This is a genomic window from Bacteroides sp. AF39-16AC (genome assembly GCF_003602735.1).
Lineage (GTDB): Bacteria > Bacteroidota > Bacteroidia > Bacteroidales > Bacteroidaceae > Bacteroides > Bacteroides uniformis.
The window spans coordinates 20,752-43,957 of the sequence record NZ_QTLN01000013.1; the positions used below are offsets into that span (position 1 = coordinate 20,752).

General features: G+C 42.6%; 22 protein-coding genes, 1 tRNA gene, 2 pseudogenes and 1 riboswitch. Of the genes and pseudogenes, 13 read left to right on the forward strand and 12 right to left on the reverse strand.

The window, feature by feature from the left end:
* Window positions 1-24 precede the first annotated feature (24 nt).
* Window positions 25-121, reverse strand: a riboswitch (TPP riboswitch).
* Between the two features lie 100 nt (window positions 122-221).
* A complete protein-coding gene (locus DW039_RS12010) occupies window positions 222-1,091 on the forward strand; it encodes a mechanosensitive ion channel family protein (RefSeq protein WP_016274197.1) in 870 nt (289 codons plus the stop codon).
* A 126-nt stretch (window positions 1,092-1,217) separates the two neighbouring features.
* On the opposite strand, the gene DW039_RS12015 is transcribed toward DW039_RS12010, so the two are convergent.
* Complete coding sequence (locus DW039_RS12015; protein ID WP_005828479.1) at window positions 1,218-1,460, reverse strand: hypothetical protein; 243 nt, start codon at window positions 1,458-1,460, stop codon at window positions 1,218-1,220.
* 128 nt (window positions 1,461-1,588) lie between these two features.
* On the opposite strand from DW039_RS12015, the gene DW039_RS12020 reads away from it, so the two are divergent.
* A complete protein-coding gene (locus DW039_RS12020; RefSeq protein WP_120137860.1) occupies window positions 1,589-2,131 on the forward strand; it encodes a DUF2500 family protein in 543 nt (180 codons plus the stop codon).
* Window positions 2,132-2,179: 48 nt separating this feature from the next.
* Here the strand turns inward: DW039_RS12020 and DW039_RS12025 are convergent, their stop codons facing one another.
* A complete protein-coding gene (locus DW039_RS12025; RefSeq protein ID WP_005835009.1) occupies window positions 2,180-2,587 on the reverse strand; it encodes a pyridoxamine 5'-phosphate oxidase family protein in 408 nt (135 codons plus the stop codon).
* A 76-nt stretch (window positions 2,588-2,663) separates the two neighbouring features.
* Window positions 2,664-3,479, reverse strand: coding sequence for a helix-turn-helix transcriptional regulator (locus DW039_RS12030; protein WP_120137861.1), 816 nt, complete (start codon window positions 3,477-3,479; stop codon window positions 2,664-2,666).
* Between the two features lie 127 nt (window positions 3,480-3,606).
* Here DW039_RS12030 and DW039_RS12035 point away from each other — a divergent pair, with 127 nt between their 5' ends.
* From DW039_RS12035 to DW039_RS12065, 6 genes and pseudogenes are all read left to right on the forward strand, one after another.
* Window positions 3,607-4,056: a hypothetical protein gene (locus DW039_RS12035; RefSeq protein WP_005828472.1), complete on the forward strand. Its 450-nt coding sequence runs from the start codon at window positions 3,607-3,609 to the stop codon at window positions 4,054-4,056.
* 228 nt (window positions 4,057-4,284) lie between these two features.
* Entirely contained in the window at window positions 4,285-4,494 is a 210-nt protein-coding gene (locus tag DW039_RS12040; protein ID WP_005828467.1) for a winged helix-turn-helix domain-containing protein, read from the forward strand.
* Window positions 4,495-5,130: 636 nt separating this feature from the next.
* Entirely contained in the window at window positions 5,131-6,507 is a 1,377-nt protein-coding gene (locus tag DW039_RS12050) for an MATE family efflux transporter (protein ID WP_119979553.1), read from the forward strand.
* Window positions 6,508-6,646: 139 nt separating this feature from the next.
* Window positions 6,647-7,486, forward strand: a complete 840-nt coding sequence (locus DW039_RS12055; protein ID WP_005828457.1) for a GyrI-like domain-containing protein — start codon at window positions 6,647-6,649, stop codon at window positions 7,484-7,486.
* Between the two features lie 8 nt (window positions 7,487-7,494).
* Entirely contained in the window at window positions 7,495-8,268 is a 774-nt protein-coding gene (locus DW039_RS12060; protein WP_005828455.1) for an N-acetyltransferase, read from the forward strand.
* 4 nt (window positions 8,269-8,272) lie between these two features.
* Window positions 8,273-8,863 (forward strand): annotated as a pseudogene (locus tag DW039_RS12065) (RteC domain-containing protein).
* 75 nt (window positions 8,864-8,938) lie between these two features.
* Here the strand turns inward: DW039_RS12065 and DW039_RS12070 are convergent.
* The 4 genes and pseudogenes from DW039_RS12070 to DW039_RS12085 form a co-directional block, all read right to left on the reverse strand.
* Window positions 8,939-9,172: pseudogene (locus tag DW039_RS12070) on the reverse strand (Arm DNA-binding domain-containing protein); the annotation flags it as partial.
* 267 nt (window positions 9,173-9,439) lie between these two features.
* Window positions 9,440-9,515: transfer RNA gene (locus DW039_RS12075), tRNA-Lys, on the reverse strand.
* Window positions 9,516-9,609: 94 nt separating this feature from the next.
* Window positions 9,610-10,725, reverse strand: a complete 1,116-nt coding sequence (locus tag DW039_RS12080) for an AI-2E family transporter (RefSeq protein ID WP_005828446.1) — start codon at window positions 10,723-10,725, stop codon at window positions 9,610-9,612.
* 22 nt (window positions 10,726-10,747) lie between these two features.
* Window positions 10,748-11,353 carry a thymidine kinase gene (locus DW039_RS12085; protein WP_005835020.1) on the reverse strand — a complete coding sequence of 202 codons (606 nt, stop codon included), beginning with the start codon at window positions 11,351-11,353 and terminating at the stop codon, window positions 10,748-10,750.
* Between the two features lie 110 nt (window positions 11,354-11,463).
* Here DW039_RS12085 and DW039_RS12090 point away from each other — a divergent pair, with 110 nt between their 5' ends.
* The 5 genes from DW039_RS12090 (at window position 11,464) to DW039_RS12110 (ending at window position 15,152) form a co-directional block, all read left to right on the forward strand.
* On the forward strand, window positions 11,464-12,048 hold the full coding sequence (locus DW039_RS12090; RefSeq protein WP_120381983.1) for a hypothetical protein: 585 nt from the start codon (window positions 11,464-11,466) through the stop codon (window positions 12,046-12,048).
* 13 nt (window positions 12,049-12,061) lie between these two features.
* Window positions 12,062-12,736 (forward strand): 16S rRNA (cytidine(1402)-2'-O)-methyltransferase, encoded by a 675-nt coding sequence (rsmI, locus tag DW039_RS12095; protein ID WP_044467257.1) that lies wholly within the window; start codon window positions 12,062-12,064, stop codon window positions 12,734-12,736.
* A gap of 34 nt (window positions 12,737-12,770) precedes the next feature.
* Window positions 12,771-13,649 carry a hypothetical protein gene (locus DW039_RS12100; RefSeq protein ID WP_005835026.1) on the forward strand — a complete coding sequence of 293 codons (879 nt, stop codon included), beginning with the start codon at window positions 12,771-12,773 and terminating at the stop codon, window positions 13,647-13,649.
* Window positions 13,650-13,735: 86 nt separating this feature from the next.
* Complete coding sequence (locus DW039_RS12105; RefSeq protein WP_057282123.1) at window positions 13,736-14,434, forward strand: YjjG family noncanonical pyrimidine nucleotidase; 699 nt, start codon at window positions 13,736-13,738, stop codon at window positions 14,432-14,434.
* 52 nt (window positions 14,435-14,486) lie between these two features.
* Window positions 14,487-15,152: a MarC family protein gene (locus tag DW039_RS12110; RefSeq protein ID WP_008665785.1), complete on the forward strand. Its 666-nt coding sequence runs from the start codon at window positions 14,487-14,489 to the stop codon at window positions 15,150-15,152.
* 59 nt (window positions 15,153-15,211) lie between these two features.
* Here DW039_RS12110 and DW039_RS12115 read toward each other — a convergent pair whose 3' ends face one another.
* The 5 genes from DW039_RS12115 to DW039_RS12135 form a co-directional block, all read right to left on the reverse strand.
* Window positions 15,212-16,729, reverse strand: a complete 1,518-nt coding sequence (locus tag DW039_RS12115; protein ID WP_005828430.1) for a RagB/SusD family nutrient uptake outer membrane protein — start codon at window positions 16,727-16,729, stop codon at window positions 15,212-15,214.
* A 17-nt stretch (window positions 16,730-16,746) separates the two neighbouring features.
* Window positions 16,747-19,566: a SusC/RagA family TonB-linked outer membrane protein gene (locus DW039_RS12120; protein WP_254882603.1), complete on the reverse strand. Its 2,820-nt coding sequence runs from the start codon at window positions 19,564-19,566 to the stop codon at window positions 16,747-16,749.
* 804 nt (window positions 19,567-20,370) lie between these two features.
* Window positions 20,371-20,562 carry a hypothetical protein gene (locus tag DW039_RS12125; protein WP_005835040.1) on the reverse strand — a complete coding sequence of 64 codons (192 nt, stop codon included), beginning with the start codon at window positions 20,560-20,562 and terminating at the stop codon, window positions 20,371-20,373.
* The gene (locus tag DW039_RS12130; protein WP_034523328.1) at window positions 20,549-21,133 is read right to left on the reverse strand and encodes a zeta toxin family protein; all 585 of its coding nucleotides are present in this window, start codon (window positions 21,131-21,133) and stop codon (window positions 20,549-20,551) included. The genes DW039_RS12125 and DW039_RS12130 overlap by 14 nt, the downstream gene beginning before the upstream one ends.
* A 409-nt stretch (window positions 21,134-21,542) precedes the next feature.
* The gene (locus tag DW039_RS12135; protein WP_120381984.1) at window positions 21,543-23,189 is read right to left on the reverse strand and encodes a RagB/SusD family nutrient uptake outer membrane protein; all 1,647 of its coding nucleotides are present in this window, start codon (window positions 23,187-23,189) and stop codon (window positions 21,543-21,545) included.
* Between the last annotated feature and the right edge of the window lie 17 nt (window positions 23,190-23,206).

Below are 23,206 nucleotides of genomic sequence, written 5' to 3' on the forward strand. Positions count from 1 at the left end.
TTTCGTTTAGATGAATACAGAAAAGGGGAACTTTTCTTCTTTTCCCTCCGCCGGCATTACCCGGATCAGGTTAATGGGTATGATCTCAGCCCGTCGTATTAGGGCACCCCTTAGTTGAAATCGGGAGCAAAAGTAGGAGTTTCCGTTGAAAAAGACAAGCTAAGTGAACGAAAATCAGAGTTATTTGTTAATTTTGTAGCGTTAATTTTAAAAATATAGTTATGTTATTATCCTTATTCATGGCAGCCTTTGCCGCCCAAACTGCTGACGATGGTTTCAGCAAGCTACAAATATTTCTTCAGCAATTGATAGATTGGAGTGTAAGTGCCGGTGGGCGTATCATTGGAGCCGTTCTAATCTTTGTGGTGGGGCGATTCTTAATATCCCTTCTTCGGAAAATGCTGGCGAGGTTATTGGCAAAAAGACATGTGGATGCCAGTATCCAGAGCTTTGTGAAAAGTTTGGTCAATATCTTGCTGACAATTCTGTTAATCATTGCCGTTATCGGCAAACTGGGAGTGGAAACCACTTCATTTGCCGCTCTGCTGGCATCTGCCGGTGTGGCTATCGGTATGGCACTTTCCGGAAACTTGCAGAACTTTGCGGGTGGACTGATTGTCTTGCTGTTCCGTCCTTTCAAGGTAGGTGACTGGATTGAAAGCCAGGGAGTGTCCGGAACGGTACGTGAAATTCAAATCTTCCATACGATTCTGACCACAGCCGACAATAAGGTAATCTATATCCCTAACGGTGCGTTGAGCAGTGGTACAGTAACTAATTACAGCCGTGAGGATACGCGTCGTGTAGATTGGGTAATCGGTGTGGAATACGGTGAAAATTATGATAAGGTGGAAGACACCGTGCGTCGTATCATCTCCGAAGACAGCCGTATCTTGAATACTCCCGAGCCGTTTGTGGCTCTTCATGCCCTGGATGCCAGCAGTGTGAATGTGGTGATTCGTGTTTGGGTGAAGAGCGGAGACTACTGGGGCGTTTATTTTGATATGAACAAGAAGATTTACTCCGTATTCAACGAGGAAGGTATCGACTTCCCATTCCCGCAGTTGACGGTGCATCAGGCGAAAGACTGAGTGGGCTACAAGTTTCAATTTACTAGCTATCAGCTACTATAAGTTACGGGCTACAAGTGTCCTGCATTATCATACTGCAGGACAACTTGTAGCCCGTAACTTAATAGTAGTCGGTAACTCCGTAGTTTATTTATAACTTAATTCTGCCTCTATTTCTTCGCAGACATCTTGTTCCAGGTTGAGCAGCTGATTGATTTCTTTTCGTTTTTCCAAATCCGTGAAATAGCTCTCCACTACTGCATAGATGTTGAAGCCGGTTGTGGAACCCGCAGCCAAATCCAATGACTCAACCATTTTCTCTACTGCTTGATGAATGCGTTTCTTACTGATAAAATGCAGTTCATTACTATGAATTAAGCTCTTTTCCATGATATTTTCTGTTTTAGTTATTGTAGTTATAACATTCTATCAAGCAAGTAAGTTCATGTAGATTGAACAGATTTGACAGTCGGTCGAATGATATTTTTCCTATATTTGCAAAAAATATAAACGCGGCAATGAAAGAACTGTTTATAAAAATACTCCGTTTTCTGATGTTTGTACTGGTCGTAGCTTTGGGCTGCATTGGATATAACATCTATGAAGATACGTTGGCTGCTGTGTGGATACCCGTAGGGGTAGGACTTGTGGTGGCAGTCGTTACACTTCCTCTATATAAAAAATGGATATGGCTGACAACGATGGAGCAAAAGGCAGTGAATATATTGTGCCATGTGGTGTGCGTGGGTGTCATCAGTTGTTCGCTTTTTCTGGTAGGGAATTATCGGATGGCGGCTCCTGCTTCGACAAAGGAGGTGACGGTCACCGTACTTGAGAAGCTGATAAAAGAACATGAAAAGAGACGTAAAGTAGGCAAGCATCGTTATGTGTCGGACGGAGTACGTAAGGAGTATTACTTAAAGGTGGCTTTCGAGGATGGAGCGATAGAGACCTTGCATGTTTCCACAGCCACATACAACAAAGCACGAAAAGGCAAACCGAAAGTCTTGACTTTGCAGAAAGGAGCTTTCGGATTGCCGGTGATAACGAAGGGGCTATAGTTTTCATCCCCCCATGCAAGACATCAGATGAGGAACTGAATGCTCTTCTTAAAGATTTCTGCGTACAAAATGTCCGTCAATCCAAATGGTGGCATGGTGTCCTTTGAATTTCAGTAATACATAATTGGGATCTGTCGGGCCTTTGCTGAAGTGTGCGCTGAACCACTCTTGCCACATTTCCTGCTTGGTGGCTTCGTCTTCTATAATCTCCACCTCACCGGTGAGTACTACGCTGTTTCCTTTTTCCTGAAAGCACAAACCTGCTTTCGGATTGGCTGCAAACTCCTTTGTTTTAAGACTGTCTTTGCCGGTCGCCAACCATACGGTTGTGGCCCCTTCCGACTTGATGTTGCTCATTGGAACGGGGCGGGGATATCCCTCTTGGTTGATGGAAGTGATGACGACGGTTTCGCATCTTGCCAAGATTTCTGCTGCTTTCTCGATTAATGTTGCCATATTGGATGTTTTTATTGATTTGATTGCTGCAAATATAGGCATGGTAATAGGAAGAGCTATTGTAAAAAATCGACTTTTATGTTTTCACATAACTCAAAGTCCCTTCTTCCAATGGAGCGGAGGTGAGAAGTTGGCTTGGCGCGTTGCCGGACATCTTTTTGATTTCTTTTGAGAGATGGGAAACATCATAATATCCTGCTTTGATGGCAACGGACAGCAGATTGTCGAAAGAGGTACTTCGCAACAAGTCTACAGCATGTTTGAACTTCATAATCCGACTGTACTCTTTGGGTGTAAGTCCGGTGTGCTGCTTGAATTTCCGTTCGAAATGGCGTTGGCATAGGCAGGTCTCCTCCGCTAACCGGAGGAGTGACAAGTCACCCTTGCATCGATTGATTTGCTGTATGGCGAACAGCATGCTCCGTTCTGCTTTTGGACTGTATCGGCATAAGGCTTGAAGCAGGAAGTTTTCAATAAAGACCAGGTGCTCTTGAATGGTTTCCAGTTCGCCCAGTCTCTCTGCAAAAGAGTGGGTAAAGAGGCTTGTAAGCTCATCGGCGTTTAACCGCAAGTTGGTGAGCTCTTGCAAAGGGAGGTCCATAAAGCGAAGTATTCCGCAAGGCAGAAAACGGATTCCCAGCATATGGACTGTTGCCGTATGGGTCACCAATTCGGAATATTTAGTCATGCTTCCAATGAAGTAGGCATGGTAGGGCTGCATAACGAGGCTGTCGTGTACGGCCTTAGGGGCTTCACCCAACGTGAATATAAAGTCAGTGCATCCGTCCGGCAGGATGTTGATATGCATGCCGTATCCGGGTTGTCCTTTAAACTCCCAATATTTGTCAATATAGGGGGAGAGCAGGGGGCTGGGATGATATTCTTTGTACATAGGTTGTAAAGATAGGAATAAACTTCGAAGATAGGGAAATCCCTATGTATAAATAGAGAGAATCACGGAAAAGGAGGTTTTTATCATACTACATTTGCTGTATGGATAAATACTAAAACTTTCTATTATGAAAAAGATGTCAGTTGTTTTAGGCTTGTTACTCGCTGTCTTGGTGATGGGCTGTGGCATTTATGAAAGCTACGGGTTTGATTATAAGCAGTTGAGCAGCATTGAACGTGGTATGAGCTTTAAAGAGGTGTGTACCATTTTAGGAGAGCCTGCATTTAGAGATTTGAATAAGGAGGGAGAGGCTTGGACATTCCGCGCTTATACTCCTGCGGGGTGGTCGGCTGTCAAGGTGTGGTTCAAAGACGGAAAAGTGGACGAAATGAAGAGCTATCTGGAGGATACTTATCCGGTTACCACTTCGCGGGACAAGAGTTTCATGAATGAGAAAAAAGAATCTTCCGACAAGAGTAGCGAAACAAAGGTAATAGTTTCGCCGGAAGGGAAACATTACATCAAAATGGGCTCGGTAGTAGTCACTCCCGAAGGCAAGCATATAATAGTACCTTGATTATACCAACATAATCGTTTCCGGATATAGTATAATGTGAATATACCTTTCTATAAAGTGTTGATATTTATAAAGTTCTATATTTTTTGCAGATTTTAGGTATATGTAGTTCAAAGAATGTTATCTGAAATGAAAAGAATGGGCAATGTTTGTCATTGCTCTGTCTTTATCTTATATTTGAGTAGATAATATAGGATATCATTTTAAGACTAATAATAAGATAATAATATGAAGAGTATTGAGAAGGCGACCAATAATATGAAAATGGTATATTCCATTTTGTGCAATCTTAAGAAGTGTACAATCTTTGAATTGCAGAAACTGACGAAGTTCAGGGATGTGGATTTGTGTTTGGCCTTGGGGTATCTGCTGCAGAATAACCAGATTTATCAGAAGCGTATTGATAACATGGTTTACTATGGAGTCATCGCAAAATGAAAAGAGATACAATAGGTTTACCACACATTTTGCTTACATGCTTGCATGGTGCTTTCTAATTGTTTGTTATACCGCATTTTACAGTATGTAAGCAGATGCCATGCAAGTATGTAGGCAAACTTTGCTTGCATGCTGTTTTTTCTTGTGCAAATGGCTGGTCTTCTTTCCGCAAAGAACAGCTCTTTCTCCTACTAAAAGCTTATTAATGACTATTGTGCACGGTTGTGATGCAGTTTCTTCACTATTGTGGTACGGCTTCTTCATGCTTGTGGAGAAGTCGTACCACAATAGTGCGCATGCCTAACTATCATTTATTCAGTGTATTGACAGCCTATGTTAGAGCAATGAAAGACTGATAGACTGTCTTTCATTGGCTGTGTGTCTACCTTCAAAAGAGTGATATGGTAGTGGATAATGTTCATGTTTTGCTGCTTTTTCAGTGAAAGAAATCATGAATATTTGGATACTTGAAAAAGAAGTCCCACCTTTGCACGCGAATTAGAAAACCAAAAGAGTTTTGTAATCCTCATCGGAGGGCTGTAAAAATGCCGGATAAGATGACTGGGTAAAACCAATCATTTTATCCGGCATTTTTTTGCTTTTGGGCAAGACAATAACCTATAAATATAGTTGAACATGAAAAGAGATGCAATTGATTTGAGTACACTGAATGTGTTTACATTGTTTCGGAAATATTTTGTTCCTACGTTGCTGGGTATGCTCAGTATGTCGGCCGTAACAGCGATTGACGGGATATTTGTCGGGCATGGAGTAGGTAGCGACGGGATTGCGGCCGTAAATATCTGTGTCCCTTTACTGATGCTTTTTACGGGAATCGGGCTTATGGTTGGTGCCGGGTGTTCTGTGGTCGCTTCTATCCAATTGTCGAGAGGCAAAAGCAAGTCTGCTCGGTTGAATGTGACACAAGCATTACTGTTTGTAACGATTGTTGCTTTGATACCCTCTACTTTGATGATGGCTTTTCCGGCAGAAACAGCCCGGATGCTCGGCTCTTCCGAACATCTGTTGCCTATGGTGACGGATTATCTGCTGTGGTTTGTTCCGTCATGGGTCTTTCAGATATGGATAACGGTGCCGCTGTTCGTCATTCGTCTGGACGGTGCTCCAAAGCTGGCTATGTTGTGCAGCCTGATTACGGCTGTAATCAATGTGGTGCTCGACTGGCTGTTTATCTTTCCTTTTGGCTGGGGAGTCATGGGAGCAGCATTTGCCACTTCCATCAGCATCATGGCCGGCGGACTGGTGGCGATGGTCTATCTACTGTTTTATGCTCGGCATTTGCGTTTACAACCACTCAAATGGAGTGTCAAGAGCCTGCGGCTTTCCGTGCGGAATATTGGTTACCAGTGCCGTATCGGTCCTTCTGCCTTATTGGGAGAGGCAACGCTTGCTGTTCTTATGTTCGTCGGGAACCAGGTATTTATGTCCTATCTGGGGGACGATGGCGTAGGGGCATTCGGTATAGCGTGCTATTATATTCCTTTTGTTTTCATGGTAGGTAATGCTATTGCACAATCTGCCCAGCCTATTATCAGCTATAATTTCGGACTGGGCTACAAGGAAAGAGTGATGACGGCGGAACGTATTGCGTTGCTGACGGCTGTGGTCTGCGGTGTGGTTGCAACGGTGGCATTCACTGTTTATCCTTATCTGCTGGTTGGCCTTTTCATCAGTCTTGACAGTGAAGCGGCGAAGATAGCGATACACGGTTTCCCCTATTTTGCAAGCGGCTTTGTCTTTTTCATTGTGAATATTGCTGTGGTAGGTTATTTTCAGAGTGTTGAAAGAATAAAGCCAGCTACGATTTTTGCTTTGTTGCGTGGCTTTGTTTTCCTTATTCCGAGTTTTATTTTGTTGCCGAAGTTCTTGGGTGTGTCGGGAATCTGGTTGGCAATGCCACTCTCGGAGGCTTTGACAATCATTGTGATTCTGCTTTTTGTTCTGAAGCATCGGTATGCTTATAAAGTTTCCAGCCAACTCATTACGTCGTAGATGCCTTTAAAAAAACGAGGTTGTGCCAACGTTTTGACATAACCTCCTAAAACCGTAACCTAAGATTTCTAAAATTGGCGAGATTGGACAATCATACATTTGTATGAACTCTATATATTTGCAAATTATATCGTTATAGATGAAAAGTAGCACTGAAAATATATACAAACAGAAAGTCAATCAAGTAATTGATTACATAAATTTTAATCTGCATCAGCCATTGCAATTGAATGTAATAGCCGACATAGTAAATATGTCTCAACGGCAATTGCTCCGTATGATGAGTTCTGCTTTGGATGAACCATTATACTCTTATGTGGCGAGGCAACGAGTAGAACGAGCTGTACTATATATGCAAACTGAAGACATGAGTTTACAGAATTTGGCTGGGTTAGTCGGCTACGATAATCCGCAATCGTTCTCCAAAGCATTTAAGAAACAATTTGGTATCTCTCCCAAAACATATATCAGCAGATTAAGGATGCGATTAAAAGAGTGCGAACATGATGGAAAGGAGTGCGAATTGCATTCTGAAGTCTACAATTTCGAGGGATTAAATTTAGTATATATCCGTATATGGGGTAAGTACGGAGAGGAAGAACCTTATGAAACAGTATGGAGTAAATTGATACATTTCTTAAAGAGCAATGACTTACTTCTGCCCGATACACGTTTTATTGGGTTAAGTTTTGACGACCCTAATGTGACAAACCCTAATCAATGTCGTTTCTATGCTTGTGCATCGGTACAAAAGGAAATTATGCCTACTTGTGAATTTGGTACAATCCGGCTACCACAAGGTAAATATGCGGTCTATACGTTGCAGGGGTATTATACAGATTTGCAGGACTGGTATAACATCATTAACGTAAGCCAAGAATATTCACTTCGTCATGGGATGTCTTTTGAGGAGTATATCAATTATTCAAAAGAAAATAAAAAAGAGAGTATCACAAAAATCTACATACCGATAAAATAAATAAAAGCATGGAAAATAGTTTACCTAAATATATAACTCTAACAGAGGATAATATAGATAAAGAACATATCTGCTGCGCATTCTCTGACAAAAAATGCTTGGAAGGATATGAGTCCAAAAAGGAATGGCTAAAAAAGGAATTTGCTAATGGCTATGTTTTTAGGCGGCTTGATGCACGAGCCAAAGTTTTTATAGAATATGTTCCTGCTGAATATGCGTGGCTTCCGGTTACTGCCCCTAATTATTTAATGATTAATTGTTTTTGGGTTTCAGGGCAGTATAAAGGTCAAGGGCATGGATATAATTTGCTCCAATTTGTGATTGAAGATGCAAAAAAGCAACAAAAAAATGGATTGGTTACTGTTGTAGGTACAAAAAAGAACCATTTTATGAGTGATACGAAATGGTTGCTGCAACATGGCTTTAAGGAAATAGAAAAACTTCCAAATGGATTTTCATTGTTGGTAATGAGTTTTCATGAGAATAGTGCAGTTCCATATTTTAATGATTGCGTCAAAAGTGGAGAATGCCCCGACAAACTGGGAATAGTGGCTTATTATTCTAATCGTTGCCCATATACGGATTATTATGTAAATGGAGTGTTGCGTGTTCTTGCGCAAGAAATAAATATTCCTTTGAAAGTAATTAAATTGGAAACGAGAGAGCAAGCACAAAACTCTCCTACACCAGCTACTATATTTTCTCTTTTTTACAATGGGAAGTTTGTAACTACGGATTTAAGTATTTGTACTGAGTCTAAATTTACAAAACTATTAAAGTAGTAAAATGAAAGAACTGGTTAATAACATGTTAGCTGAAATAGAGGTCAATATATCTGAAATCGACCTCTACGGTTATGATATTGTTGAAACTTTTCTTTCAATAGTGCGTCGTTTGCAAGCGGTTCTCAATGATTTAAAAACAAAACTGCAAATTCATTCCTTCTATAAGATTTATCGGATAGAAACACAATGCCCCGATGGTAGTAATGATGTAATCAGAAACTATATTAAGTAAAGAACTGGATAACCTGACCTGCTTCTTTAACCGTAATCTGGACTTTTACCAATATTATCGTTTTCATTCGACCTTGTATGATGAATATTATGTTGTTCGTGGAAAGTTTGATTTACGCCTATGTACCGATAGCGCACAATTCGATAAAGACCTGAATTTCTCAACCTTGTTTCTTCGGGTGGCATTAACAATGGCAACGTGGGAATAAAAGAAATGATGAATTTTCTCAGTACGGTGCTCTAAATGGAGTTAGGCGATTATTATGCCGCTTATATTGCCATGAAAGAACGGAAGAAGGATTGGACGGCATATCTTAGCCGTTTGCAAGACAGCTTAGTCAAACGAATGGACGAAGGATAGTAAATGACAAACTTCTGTTTTTCTTTTCGCCAGTATTATATTGCTTCAATATTATAAATCAACCATTTAGTCTTGTTGGGGTACCGTGCTGTGGATGCTTTCCAGCATAGAATTGATATGTACGGCTTCTGCGGTTCTGCCGGAAGCCTTGCCTAACTTCACGCTCCAGTGAGCCGGATTTATTTCCAGTTTGGTGTTGAACTGGGCTACAACTTGGTCGATAGTGATACGTGCGATAATCGGTGCGTTGCCGTTCTTCTTTACTGCATTTCGTTTGACGAAATAGAGTAGCTTGAAAGTACTTCTCATAATCTCTTTTTTAGTTACAAAATTAAATTGATGAACTGAAAATGAGATATTTGCAGTACGGACAAATCAAGACAACAAACCGACAATTTCAGACATTCCGTGACCTAAAATCCGAAAGGTCGGACAGGTCACGAATTGGTCACGAAAGTATGTCTTTTTGTGACCATTTCGTGTCTTAGGTCACGGACTTTATACAAAGAAAAAACTCCTGCAATACCTTGATATTGTAGGAGTTGTCTTTTCTTTGTCTGGTTTTTTCCAGCTTCTTGGTGATCCGCCTGGGGCTCGAACCCAGGACCCCAACATTAAAAGTGTTGTGCTCTACCTGCTGAGCTAGCGAATCAGACCTTATTGCTGTTAAGCGGGTGCAAAGATAGGCACTTTTGTTTAAAAAACAAATGGATTAAGGGAAAAAGTTTTGAGAACGACTTCTGCTTTTACTCTTCTTGTTGATTATCAGTCTGTTCAAACTTATGAATTTTTTCTCTGTTTATGATGAAACGTTGATAGTAGGAGAGCATAAGGGTGGTAAGCGGAAGTGCTATAATCATACCCAGCATCCCCATCAATGACCCCCAAATCGATAAAGACAGTAAGATGATGGCAGGATTCAGGCCCGTAATCTTCCCCATGACACGCGGTACGATGAATCCGTCTTGAATGGCTTGTACTATGATGAATACCGCAAGGGCCGATGCAATGATAATCCAGAAGTTTCCTCCCGTATCCGCTGCTTTCAGTATGGCCAGCACGATGGTAGGTATAAAGCCGATAATCTGCAAATAAGGTACTAGGTTTAAAGCGCCGATGAATAAGCCGAGTCCAATGGCCAGTGGGAAATCAATAATCAGAAAGCCTATACTGAACAGAATACCGACACACAATGCCACGAATGCTTGTCCGCGGAAGTATCTGTTCATGCCGTCTTTCACATCGTTCATTACATTGATTACGAAGGGCCGGTATTTCTGTGGTACCAGGTGGGTCCACCCTTCGGAAATGCTTTCGTAATCCAGCAATATGAAAACTATATAGAGAAGAATGAGGAAGAAAGTGAAGAAACTGAACAGCAGATTGACGGATTCTGACAACAAGGACCAGAGCCGGGGAACGGTTTCCTTGATGGCGTTCAGCATATTCTCTTCCTTGAACAATTGGGTGACAAACTGGGTGTCTATGTTCTCACGAAGGAATTCAGAGAGTGTTTTGGGCACATTGCCGTCGTGGGTTCCGTTGGAAAAGTAGTCTATTACCAAATCTTTTACCCTGACGAATTCGTCCATCATGGGAGGCACAAGCAGATAGAAGGCGGTTCCTCCTACAATCAGAATACTGAATAAGGCGCAGAAGATGGATATGACCCGGTTCTTGAGCCTTAATCTGTACTGGAAGAAGGTGACCAGGGGGTATATCAGATAGGCAATGAGCCATGCGATGAAGAATGGCAGCAATACGCCGCTTAGACGCTTGAAGAGCATAAGGATGCCGATAATGATGACACCGAGTATGACACCGCGGATAAAACTGTCGAATGTAATCTTTTTGCGTTCCATAATGCTCTGTTTTTTGTATTTGTTAATGACCGATTTCCTTTTGGTCGGCTTGGATGGCTTGCTGATAGCACTCTCGGCATAGCGGTTCATATTCTTCGGTTTCCCCCAGCAGTACTTGTTTGTCGTTCTTGACGGTACGGTGGGAGAACGAGGCAAGTTGACCACATTTCACACAGATGGCATGTACTTTGGAAACTTCGTCTGCAATGGCACACAGTCCCGGCATAGGGCCGAATGGAATACCGCGGAAGTCCATATCCAGTCCGGCTACAATGACGCGTATACCATTGTTGGCAAGCTGGTTGCATACATCAATCAGGCCGCTGTCAAAGAACTGGGCTTCGTCAATGCCCACTACATCTATCTCTGAAGTGAAGAGCAGAATGCTGGCAGACGAGTCGATGGGAGTGGAGGCTATGGAATGACTGTCATGTGATACGACATCGGCTTCGGAATAACGGGTGTCTATGGCAGGCTTGAATATCTCTACGCGTTGTTTGGCAAATTTTGCCCGTTTCAGTCTCCTTATCAGCTCTTCGGTTTTGCCGGAGAACATGGAACCGCAAATGACCTCAATTCTTCCCCTGCGTTTGGTTTCCTGTATATGATCTTCTGAAAATAATACCATGCTTTCAAGTGTTATATTTAAGCGCAAAAGTAACACTTTTGTTTGCTTTCCGATATTTTTTCATTATTTATTTCTACATTTGTAGCGTTAACACGGACTGTGTAAAGGATATGCAAACCCTATTAAACGACATAGAATTAGATATTCAGGAATTGAAATGTTTGATGCAGGCCATTTCAAGTGATGCCAATCCGACATTGAAGATTGTGGCAAAACGGAATATCCAGCAGATGAAGGCACGCTTGGAGGCGTTGCAAGAACTGCTTGAGGAGGCGCCAACGGCTGTTGTGCCGCCCCTGGAGGAACTCCCTGCTGTTACTACTCCTTTGACCGGACCGGCTTTTCCGGTTGAACCGGTCGTCCCTGATACAATGAAGCTGGATTGTGAAGAACCGGAAACTGTTCATACGGCTGAAGCGCTCCAGACTGTTGTAGCTTCGGCATCTCCTATTTTGGCAGAACGCATCAAGCCTGCCAAGGATTTGAAACATGCCATCAGTCTGAACGATTCATTCCGTTTTGTCCGCGAACTGTTCGCAGGCGATGCTGCACGGATGAATGAAGTGGTACGACGTTTGGGTGAGGCTCCTTCTTTGGACAAGGCTATGGATATTTTTGCTTCGGAAGTGCACCCGGATGAAGAAAATGAAGCCGCCGTCGATTTTATGGAACTCCTCAAAAAATATTTCAGCTAAATGACCGATAAGTATGGGAAAACTTTATGTAGTGCCTACCCCGGTAGGAAATTTGGAAGATATGACATTCCGTGCTATCCGGATTCTGAAAGAAGTGGATTTGATACTTGCTGAGGATACACGTACCTCCGGCATATTGCTGAAACACTTCGAAATAAAGAATGCGATGCAATCTCACCATAAATTTAATGAACATAAAACGGTTGAAAGTGTTGTTAATAGAATAAAGGGGGGAGAAACTGTAGCTTTGATTTCGGATGCAGGTACGCCAGGTATATCCGACCCGGGCTTTCTGGTAGTCAGAGAGTGTGTGCGTAACGGCATCGAAGTGCAATGCCTGCCGGGAGCGACAGCTTTTGTACCGGCATTGGTGGCTTCCGGACTGCCGAATGAGAAGTTCTGTTTTGAAGGTTTCCTTCCACAGAAGAAAGGAAGGATGAGCCGCCTGAAGGCATTGGCCGAGGAGCGTCGTACCATGGTGTTCTATGAGTCTCCCCACAGATTGGTAAAAGCTTTGACGCAGTTTACCGAACATTTCGGTGCCGAACGTCAGGCTTCTGTTTCGCGGGAAATCTCAAAGATGCACGAAGAAACGGTGCGTGGAACGCTTACAGAATTGATTGAACATTTCACGGCGAACGAACCGCGCGGTGAAATTGTGATTGTAGTAGCAGGAATAGACGATTAAATAACTTCATTAACCAAACGTAAAACGAAAGCGTATGAAAAAGTTAGCAGTTTTAATTGTATGCGCGGCTGTAATGGCTTCGTGTGACAGCTTCTCTGGTGGCAGTAAGAACCAGCTGAAAGCTGAAAATGATTCTTTATTGATGGAACTGACTCAGCGTAATGCTGAATTGGACGAGATGATGGGCACTTTCAATGATATTTCAGAGGGATTCCGCCAGATTAATGCAGCAGAGAGCCGTGTGGATTTGCAGCGTGGTGCTGTGGCAGAAGGCTCTTTGAATGCCAAGCAGCAGATTGCGTCGGATATTGAGTTTATCCGTAAGCAGATGGAAGAGAACAAGGAACAGATTGCCAAATTACAGTCCATGCTGAAGAACAGTAAGAATAACTCTGCCCAGTTGAAGAGGGCTGTGGAGTCCCTGACTCAGGAGTTGGTGGCAAAGACCCAGCGTATTGAGGAATTGCAGGCTGAGCTGGCTTCCAAGAATATCCGTATCCAGGAACTGGATGCTGCCGTAACCGGTTTGTCTACTGAGAAAGAAGAATTGACTGCCGAAAATGAGGCGAAGGCTCAAACCGTTGCCGAACAAGATAAGGCACTCAATACGGCTTGGTTTGTATTTGGTACGAAGAAAGAGTTGAAGGACCAGAAGATATTGACAAATACCGGACTTTTCAAAAAAGGCCAGGTGCTGAAAGATTCTGATATCAACAAGGACTACTTTACACAAGTGGATATCCGTACGACAAAAGAGATTAAACTATACTCTAAAGATGCTGATATCTTGACTACTCATCCCGCGGGCTCTTATGCGTTGGAGAAGGATGATAAAGGACAGTTGACTTTGAAGATTACAAATCCGAAAGACTTCTGGAGTGTGTCCAAGTATTTGGTAATCCAGGTAAAATAATACTGTTATAGACTGATACAGAACGGACGCAGGTTATTGGAATTGATAATCTGCGTCTATTTTTATATATCCCTTTCCTTTAAATTATGGCATCCCAATATAAGAACCTGTTTTTTGACCTGGACGATACGCTTTGGGCATTTTCCCTTAATGCACGCGATACATTCGAAGAGATGTATCACAAGTATGATTATGGCCGTTTCTTTCGTTCTTTCCAGCATTTCTATACGCTTTATCAGCATCGTAATGTAGAGCTGTGGGAAGAATACGGCAGAGGGCAGGTCAGTAAGGAAGAGTTGAACCGCCAGCGTTTTCTATATCCTTTGGAGGCAGTAGGGGCGGGGGATGCTGCTTTGGCCGAGGCTTTTTCTGATGATTTCTTTTCGGTCATTCCCACAAAAAGTCGGCTGATGCCGCATGCGTATGAGGTACTGGAATATTTGGCGGGGAAATATAACCTCTATATCCTTTCCAACGGCTTCCAGGAGCTGCAATGTCATAAGATACGTTCGGCAGGCATTGACCACTTTTTTAAGAAGATTGTTCTCTCTGATGACATCGGTATCTTGAAGCCCTGGCCCGAAATCTTTCATTTTGCACTTTCTGCCACACAATCCGAAGTGCGTGATTCTTTGATGATAGGCGATAGTTGGGAGAATGATGTGGCAGGAGCCAAAGGAGTGGGCATGCACCAAGTGTTTTATAATGTAACAGGGAAGGAAGAACTGCCTTTCCAACCGACTTATCATATCAGTAATCTGAAAGAATTGATGCAGATTTTGTGACATTGAAATTTTTAGTTGTACTTTTGTCTGCAGAAACGTATATTATACAGCTATGGACACAATCTTACCTTTCGCTTTACTTTGTTTTACCTCCTTCTTTACGTTGACAAACCCTCTCGGCACCATGCCGGTGTTTTTGACCATGACGCATGGAATGACAGACCGTGAACGGCAGTCGGTAGTATCGCGCGCCACTTTGGTTGCCTTTATTACGATTATGGTTTTTACGTTTGCGGGACAGTTCCTCTTTAAGTTCTTCGGTATCTCTACCAATGGTTTCCGTATTGCCGGTGGAGTTATTATCTTTAAGATTGGCTTCGATATGCTGCAAGCCCGTTATACCCCAATGAAGCTGAAAGACGAGGAAATCAAGACTTATGCCGATGATATTTCCATTACTCCTCTTGGAATTCCGATGCTTTGTGGTCCTGGTGCCATAGCCAATGCCATTGTGCTGATGCAGGATGCCCATACCATTCAGATGAAAGGAGTTCTTATAGGAATGATTGCCTTTATTTATCTGATTACCTTTTTCATATTGCGTGCTTCCACGCGGTTGGTCAAAATCTTGGGTGAGACGGGAAACAATGTGATGATGCGCCTGATGGGACTTATCCTGATGGTTATTGCCGTTGAGTGTTTTGTCAGCGGAGTGAAACCGATATTGGTGGATATATTGAAAGAAGGAGGCATACCATCACTGGCACACCTCCTCTAAACACTTTATTTATAAAAACACATTGGGAGAATTCCCAAGTTTCTTTAGGCTACTATTGATTAATAGCCTGGATTTTGTTCTATGTTCGGATTGGCATTGATTTCACCGACGGGAATCAACGGGAGCGCTTTCTTGGAGTCGCGGTTGAATGTACGCGCTTCTTCGCTCAGTACGTCGTGCCATCCTCTGTCATTAACGTCCGTGTAGCGTGTAACGGTTTCACCTCGGCGCATAACATCGAAGTAGCGCTGTCCTTCACCTACAAGTTCCTTGCGGCGTTCGATGTATATGCGGTCTAATGTGATGTTTCCGCTGGTTACTTGTTTGCTTTCATCCGTTGTGCGGTTGGAGATGATATCGTTCAGCAAGTTGGCAGCCTTGTTCTTGTCTCCGGCTTGGAAAGCTGCTTCTGCTGCTGACAAGTAAACCTCTGACAAACGCAGCAATGGGACATTGGAGTAACGTACATCTCCGTTTACAGCAGGCATTTTGTTGATGTAAACTTTACGTTTGTCAAATCCTCCTGCTGCCGCTGCCAATAATATGTCGTTACGGATGTCTGCCGGGTCGGATGTAAGCATGTCAGAGAAGTCTTTTGTGACAATTACATCTCCATATCCGGGAGAAGCGCCAGCCTTGTCTGCATATAAGTAGGCAATACCTTCACGGTCTGTCCAGTCAGTATTGTTGTTGATGGAAATCTCGAACATGATTTCTTTTGAATGATTGGCATCACTTTTGCTCCATGCAGCAACATATTCTGACGGTTCCCAAAGTTTGTAAGACGAGTTTGATATGATGTCTTCAGCTACGGATAAAGCCTTGCTCCATTCGCCTTTTGTCATATATACACGTACCTGCAAGGCTTTGGCAGCCCAAAGGTTGACATAACCCACTTCATTAGTTTTGGGCAGTGCATTTGAGTTGATTGCATCTGTCAAATCCTTTTCAATAGCCTCATAACATTGGGCTACCGTGCTGCGGCTTGGCTTTTCTGTCGATTCCAGCGGGGAGGTAGCGATGGGCACACCGAGTGAGCTGCCTTGATCTACCGTATAAGGTTTACCGTAGATACGTGTAAGGTCAAACAGTGCCATGGCGCGCAGAACTTTTGCTTCTGCATCATATTGGTCAATAGTGGCTTTTGCCTCTGCCGCGTCGGTCAGGTTGCCACTTTCTGCTGCCTGAATCAGACGGTTGGCGCGTGCTATGACTACATAAGGCATCTGCCATACGGCTGTTGAGGTGGTGAAATTGTCGGCAGTTGTATATTCCATATAATAGTAGAAGTTTGCTCTTCCACTTCCACCGTTATATTCATATTGGATATCTTCCCCTCTCATGTCACCGTATACGAACATGAGGCGTCCATAATAATTAATCAGGCTACTGTTACCTTTAACGGCAGCATAAAGTCCCGTCCGCACATTGGCCAAATCATCGCTGTTCTTGATTGCGGTTTCAGCATCTATTCCGTCTGCGGGTGACTGATCCAGCCAACTGTTGAGGCATGATGAAGTGCTGACTGCCATAGCTGCGCAAAGCGTTGCTGTGTATAATGTCTTTAATATTTTCATTTTCGTATCTTTATTAGTTAGAAATTCAATTCTATTCCGAATGTATATGTTCTCAATGCCGGAGTCTCAAATGTGCATAGTCCGTCTACACGCATTTCCGGATCTACAAATAAGTCTTTAGACTTCCATGTAAGCAGGTTGGAACCAGAGAAGTAGATTCTGGCTTTGCTGAGCCCAAGCTTGCTGATATAGTTTTGCGGAATGCTTACACCTAATGTGAGGTTCTTCAGACGTAGATAATCAGTAGGCATCAGCCAGCGTGAAGACAGTGAAGCTGCGCTTCCATATTCAAATTTAGGCAATGTGGCATTCGTGTCGCCCGGGCCCGTCCACATCTTTGAGATGTCATAGTATGTCGGTACGGCACCACCGTATAGATATGAACCGCCATTGGAGTGCTGCCAAGTGGAGTAGTCAAAAGCATCACCACCCAATGAATAAGTGAAAGTGAAGCCCAAGTCGATAAACTTCCATTTGAGGTTGTTGGTAAGACCGCCTTCTATACTAGCCTGATGCTTGCCTACAATAGTTTTGTTGGCTTCAGAGATATTTGTAGTAGTCTTGCGGGCGTTCTCTGTTCCGTCATTCAGATAGAACATTTCTTTACCGGTCTCAGCGTCGACTCCGGCGTATTCATAAACATAGTATGAATAGTAAGGTTCGCCTACACGGTGAATCAGCGGTCCTGATACGATTTCATTCTGCTGGCCATCCAATTTAGTCAGTTTGTTGCTGTTGTGTGCCATGTTCAGAGAAGTGGTCCACGTGAAATCCTTGTTTCTGAAATTGGTTGATGTAATGGTCAACTCAAAACCGGAGTTCTTCAGTGAACCGATGTTTTGCGGGGTGGTATACCCATAATTGCCATCATAATATCCGCCGACTTGTGATACGGGGAGGTCATATATAAGGTCGCTGGTTTTACGCTGATAGTAGTCGAATGTTACAGAGATACGGTCGATGAATGAAAGGTCGAGACCGATATTCCATGTTTTGTTCTTTTCCCATTTCAGGTCCGGGTTTGCAATTCCGACGATTGACATTCCTGACTGTCCATTGTATATGATTCCGTATTTATAAAGATTCATATAAGCGTAATAGTCTGATGGTTGCGTTCCGTTTACACCGTATGACACACGGAGCTTTCCATCTGTCAATACACTCTTGACAGGATTCAGGAAACTTTCGTCTATGAATCTCCATGCTCCGGAAACCGACCAGAAACTTCCCCAACGGTTTTCTCTTGCCAGACGTGAACTTCCGTCGGTACGATAGCTGAGACCGAGATAATATCTGTCTGCGTAGTTATAATTGGCACGTCCGAGGAACGAAGTCATGCGATAGCTCTGTCTGTTGGTTTCGGCACTTGTTGAACCGGCATTTGTCAATTCGTACAAATCACCCGGATAGTCTTGGCCTGCCATGTAGTTGAAAGCATATTCCGTATCTTGTGTTTCAAAACCAAGCAGGGCGTCAATATTGTGCAGACCGAAAGAGTTGATGTAAGAGAGCTGGGTTTGTGTATTCAGCTGGTCATTACGATTGACGATACGCTGCATGACACCACCGGGGGCACCATTGTTTGAGTGTCTGTCCCAAAGAACGTCATTGGTTCCTTGTGCGTAATCATAAGCAATCTTTTCACTTAAATTCAACTTGTCCCAAATATTATAGGTCAACTTGATTGTATTGAATGCCTTCATCAGGGTATAAACGTCGGAGCTGTGTTCTCTTTCATACAAAGGATTGACTCCAAATACGCCGCAACCATTGTTTAATGTGCCGTCTTCATTATAAGGGGTTGATGAGGGGCTCTGGAAGAATGCGTAATTGGCCACAGGCCCATCATAGGAGGTCGCTTCATTGGTTTTGTTTTGTCTTACTTTTGAGAATTGGCTTGTAACTTGAACCTCAAAGTCTCCAAACTTATGAGTGAGGTTTGCATTACCAGTGAAACGTTCCAGACCTTGTTTGTAAATGATACCTTCCTGATTGGTATAAGCTACTGAGGTGTAGAACTTGGTACGGTCATTGCCACCAGATACGCTCAGCTGGTAGTTCTGATGAGAACCGTTACGGAAAAGCAGGTCTTTCCAATCCGTCCATCCGGTCGAGGGTTTTGAAGCAAAGTCCTCGATGTTCTGGTCTGCAAAAGTTGCGGCATCTGCATCGGACATGTTTCCGGTGTATAACCCGTAATTCTTGAGACCGGTCCATAAGAGTTCGCGGCGCGAGTCACCGTCGAGCATAGGACGATAATCTATTGCCATGTTTGAGAAACCCCAGTCGGAACGGAAACTTACATTTGTTTTGCCTTGTTTTCCGCTTTTCGTCGTAATGACCACAACACCGTTAGCAGCACGCGAGCCGTAAAGAGAGGCAGCCGCCGCATCTTTGATAACTGTGATAGACTCGATGTCATTGGTATTGAGTGAAGACAAAATATCAGTTCCTGCATCACTATAAGTGAACTCGGATAAGTCTCCACTTGTGACCGGTGTTCCGTCAATAACATAAAGCGGATTGTTTCCGGCATTGATGGAACCCATACCACGTACACGGATACTGCTTACAGAACCCGGATTACTTGAACTTGAGCCAAAAGTAACACCAGCGACATTACCAGAAAGTTTGTCGGCAACAGAAAGAACAGGTACATCTTCCAAGGTGGAAGTGTTTACAGTAGAAGCAGCTCCAGTAAATGATGCTTTTTTAAATGTACCGTAACCGGTAACCACAACCTCTTCAAGCAGCTCAGAATCGGATTTCAAAATTACCTTTACATGAGGTTTAATCGTTACTTCTTGGGTTTGCATACCAACAAACGAAATCACCAGAGTTTTCGCGGAACTACAATATGTGTATCTTGTTGGTAATAAAGGAGGTACAATAATTCAAGAAAGTTTCAAAAGGAAGTGTTCCCCTTTGGGAGATACTCTATACATGTTCACTATACATGACAATCTACTTATATGATACTATTTGTAATAGTAATGTGCTGATTTATAATAGTCTGATTCTGTACTAATATGTTATAATCATAACGTTAGGATTTCTTTTTTTTTAAGAATGAATGCTTATGTCAACATCTATCGTTTAGTTGTTTTTTGTCAATTATTTACTTGTATTGTTTGTTACATCCATGAAAACGTAAAGCATTATATAAAATATTATTGAAATTATAAAGGTTACATAGATACCATCTTACCCATTTATCCATTTTATGCATAGAACACTATGCAATTGTCCTTATTTTAAATGGAGATATCCGTTTGTTTATTCCAAATACAAAAGTAATTGAAGTAAAGAACTCTGTAACTGCGAAAAACTACTATTGGAAGTATGTCAAAAATGTAAACCTGCCCTTTTCGGATGGAAAAACGATTGTTCAGTCAAGGTTTAGTTCTTTAATTCCCCAAAGATTTATGTAGTAAACAATGTTTTTGGTTTCTTGTTTGGGATTATATTTTTCTGATGAGGAATACCTATTATGAGAAAATATAGTCTACATGAAATTACGTCGCTTGGGTGGAGATATTTTTATCATAATCAGGAAATGCAGAATATGCTTTTGTGACCCACTCTAGCTCTCATATCGTGCGGGCAATCCAGGTTTGCTGCTTATTGAAGAAAGGATACTCCTATTGTTTCAGTTCTTCTCCATAAAGTTTACGCAGCATGATACGTGCAGGTACACTTTTAATTTCTCCATTGGGCAAGCCTTGTATAATGCATTCATTGCGCAATGCTTTTTCTTCAAGCATACGGCGTTCGGCTAATGCCAAACCGAAATGTAACTTTTCGCTCAGTTCTTTTCTTTCATTCTCTGACATAACTTTGTATTTTATTAAATCGTTCAATATGATGTATATGCATCTCCATCCCCCGTCCGCCTTCAGCAACAATAATACGGGGTGTCTCGCTATTATCTGCCAATAGCCAATAGTCCACACAGGGCATATAAATATTGAAAAAGTTATTGATACCTGCTTGATAACGCCGAATCACAACCTCTTTGGGAATGTCGTGCCCACCATTACGTACACGTTGGGCTACACGCTGAATAGCCAAGTCGGGCGAACTCAACCAGAAATATATTAAATTGACTTTATATCCTTGCTCTTGCGCACGATGGACAAGGCGGGTGTAAGTTCTTGTGGCAAGTGTGGTTTCTATAGAAAAGTTTTGTTGATTTCTCAGCAATTCATTAATCCTTTGTAACATCAACCGTCCGGCTTCAATAGCCATACTTTCGGGATTGAAAGGAGATAATCCACGAGCTATTTCATCTGCATTAACAAACTCCTTGCATTCCAGAACATCCGGTAGCACAGTGTAAGATGCCGTAGTCTTACCAGCACCATTACAACCACTAATGATGTAGAGCTGTTTTTTAGAATCCATATTCATGCATTTATCTAATTGCAAACATACGACATTTTTATAAGATTATGGATAATTGATAGTTATTGTTTTTTAAAAGTTGATTGTTCCGCAGGTATGAGAAGTACAGGACTCTTTTGAGAACTCCACATTTCTCACATATCATCTATCCTTATTTTCTTCTTGATGAAATATCTGTTTACCAAAGTACGTTTTACGAATTGAGGTGGAGCAAAGTACTTGCCTTTCCCACTTGCGCTATATAGATAGCCCTCCCCTCTAGTGATCATTGATGAATACCAAATGGCAGGCAAATATCCTGAGAATAGTGTGGAAACGCTTTTATTGTTCTCCTCTAATAACAGAGGGAATGCTTTATAGCATCCCCTCTCTCAAAAAACACTTTATTTATAGAATAATTCCGGTAGAATTATTTTCCTCCAAGATTCAACTCATCGTTGTAATCAGTTTCATTCAAAGGTACATCCCATGTCCATTTGTTGACACCGGAGGCAGGAATGGTTTTTGCAACGGAAATGTGAGCATTACCACCTTCGGCAAAACTGTGACGGACTATGTCGCGGTTCCATCTCTTGTAGTCGCTCCATGCAAAACCTTCACCCCAGAGTTCCAATTCGCGATAGTCCATAATTTCATTCCAAAGAGCTTCGCCACTCTTGTCGCAAGTGTATTCAGGATTACGTCCGGAAGTGGCATTCAGTTCTACCAGTGCGGCACGAGCAGCAGTCTCGTCATTCAAGAAATAATTAGCCTCTGCCTCTACCAATACCATTTCCGATGAACGGATGAAAGGCAGGTAGCTGACGCCCGGAGTGTCGAATACATAAAACTTCAGTTGTCCCCCCAGATACATATAACCAGCCTGATAAGGAGCTTCCAGGCCACTGACCGCCATTTTCTGGCAATAGGCAGCTGCTTCTTCCCAAAGAGCATCTGCTTTTTTCTCATCATCTCCCATTCCAAGAATGCCGTAGCCTAAATCCATGGCTGAACCGTCATTGAAGTTATAGCCGGGGAATTTGTCTTCGGTTAGGAACAGTGCCTTACGAGCATCGTCGTTGGGAATGCGATTAATCAGTTCACGACCGATAGAGCCTGCACCGTTTGCCGCCCCTGCCGCATTGGCATAATATCCGTTGCATGCATACTGAGTACCATAACTCCAATACCAGTTATTCTCTTGTGCACTACCAAAGCTTCCGAAAATCCATTCACTGGTTGGATTACAGAACCCTGCATGATATTCTGCATTGCTCATGAGTGGGTAGTTCTGGCGAGCCAGCTTAGCTTCAGTCAATGCTTTGGTATAATCTTGCTTGGTAAGAGCGGCACGGGCGTAGATGGCATGTGCCACATTGATGTTCGGCATCCATACTTGTGAGGCATTACGGTCCATACCGCTTTGCTCAAACAGCATGATGGCTTCGTCCAAATCTTTATAAATCTGTGCATACGTTTCAGCTAATGTGGCATAACCTTGTCCACCGGTAGATTCGTCCAAACGAAGTACTATCCCCTGCGAAGCGCCATTGTTGGAATCTTGCCAGCGCCAGCAATAATAGTGTACCAGTTTTTCGAAAGCGTATGCACGAAAAGTCAGTGCAGATGCCTTGACAAAATTCCTTTCCGCTTCCGTACCTTCGGCATTGTCTATATTGGCAAGAATGGTGTTGGCATTACCTGCTATGGTATAATAGTAATACCATGCGTAAGCATCGTAAATGGAGTTAGTACGTGTGTGGAACTCTTGATTGAAGATAGGAGACCATCCGGATGCGTAATAATTGTAATTGTAATTTTCACTCGGGTAGCTTTCGTACTGAATCATTATGTTGTTCTCACCAGCAAATCCACCTCCAAAATAGGAGTGTTGTGTTGTCATGATTTTGGCGATACCGTTCAATGCCTTCATGGCATTGGCCGTGGTACCTACGGCATCGGTTGCTCCGGTTGAGTCAGTAGGTGCTGTATCCAGATAGTCACCGGCGCAAGAAGACACCAGCATCATACCTGCCAATAGGCTTCCTGCGAACAATTTATTGATAATCTTTTTCATTTCTAATACAAATTATA

Excerpts from the sequence above, each read along its gene's own strand:
- DW039_RS12010 (WP_016274197.1), top strand. The coding sequence starts at position 222 with ATGTTATTATCCTTATTCATGGCAGCCTTTGCCGCCCAAACTGCTGAC.
- DW039_RS12015 (WP_005828479.1), bottom strand. The coding sequence starts at position 1,460 with ATGGAAAAGAGCTTAATTCATAGTAATGAACTGCATTTTATCAGTAAG.
- DW039_RS12020 (WP_120137860.1), top strand. The coding sequence starts at position 1,589 with ATGAAAGAACTGTTTATAAAAATACTCCGTTTTCTGATGTTTGTACTG.
- DW039_RS12025 (WP_005835009.1), bottom strand. The coding sequence starts at position 2,587 with ATGGCAACATTAATCGAGAAAGCAGCAGAAATCTTGGCAAGATGCGAA.
- DW039_RS12030 (WP_120137861.1), bottom strand. The coding sequence starts at position 3,479 with ATGTACAAAGAATATCATCCCAGCCCCCTGCTCTCCCCCTATATTGAC.
- DW039_RS12035 (WP_005828472.1), top strand. The coding sequence starts at position 3,607 with ATGAAAAAGATGTCAGTTGTTTTAGGCTTGTTACTCGCTGTCTTGGTG.
- DW039_RS12040 (WP_005828467.1), top strand. The coding sequence starts at position 4,285 with ATGAAGAGTATTGAGAAGGCGACCAATAATATGAAAATGGTATATTCC.
- DW039_RS12050 (WP_119979553.1), top strand. The coding sequence starts at position 5,131 with ATGAAAAGAGATGCAATTGATTTGAGTACACTGAATGTGTTTACATTG.
- DW039_RS12055 (WP_005828457.1), top strand. The coding sequence starts at position 6,647 with ATGAAAAGTAGCACTGAAAATATATACAAACAGAAAGTCAATCAAGTA.
- DW039_RS12060 (WP_005828455.1), top strand. The coding sequence starts at position 7,495 with ATGGAAAATAGTTTACCTAAATATATAACTCTAACAGAGGATAATATA.
- DW039_RS12080 (WP_005828446.1), bottom strand. The coding sequence starts at position 10,725 with ATGGAACGCAAAAAGATTACATTCGACAGTTTTATCCGCGGTGTCATA.
- DW039_RS12085 (WP_005835020.1), bottom strand. The coding sequence starts at position 11,353 with ATGGTATTATTTTCAGAAGATCATATACAGGAAACCAAACGCAGGGGA.
- DW039_RS12090 (WP_120381983.1), top strand. The coding sequence starts at position 11,464 with ATGCAAACCCTATTAAACGACATAGAATTAGATATTCAGGAATTGAAA.
- rsmI (WP_044467257.1), top strand. The coding sequence starts at position 12,062 with ATGGGAAAACTTTATGTAGTGCCTACCCCGGTAGGAAATTTGGAAGAT.
- DW039_RS12100 (WP_005835026.1), top strand. The coding sequence starts at position 12,771 with ATGAAAAAGTTAGCAGTTTTAATTGTATGCGCGGCTGTAATGGCTTCG.
- DW039_RS12105 (WP_057282123.1), top strand. The coding sequence starts at position 13,736 with ATGGCATCCCAATATAAGAACCTGTTTTTTGACCTGGACGATACGCTT.
- DW039_RS12110 (WP_008665785.1), top strand. The coding sequence starts at position 14,487 with ATGGACACAATCTTACCTTTCGCTTTACTTTGTTTTACCTCCTTCTTT.
- DW039_RS12115 (WP_005828430.1), bottom strand. The coding sequence starts at position 16,729 with ATGAAAATATTAAAGACATTATACACAGCAACGCTTTGCGCAGCTATG.
- DW039_RS12125 (WP_005835040.1), bottom strand. The coding sequence starts at position 20,562 with ATGTCAGAGAATGAAAGAAAAGAACTGAGCGAAAAGTTACATTTCGGT.
- DW039_RS12130 (WP_034523328.1), bottom strand. The coding sequence starts at position 21,133 with ATGGATTCTAAAAAACAGCTCTACATCATTAGTGGTTGTAATGGTGCT.
- DW039_RS12135 (WP_120381984.1), bottom strand. The coding sequence starts at position 23,189 with ATGAAAAAGATTATCAATAAATTGTTCGCAGGAAGCCTATTGGCAGGT.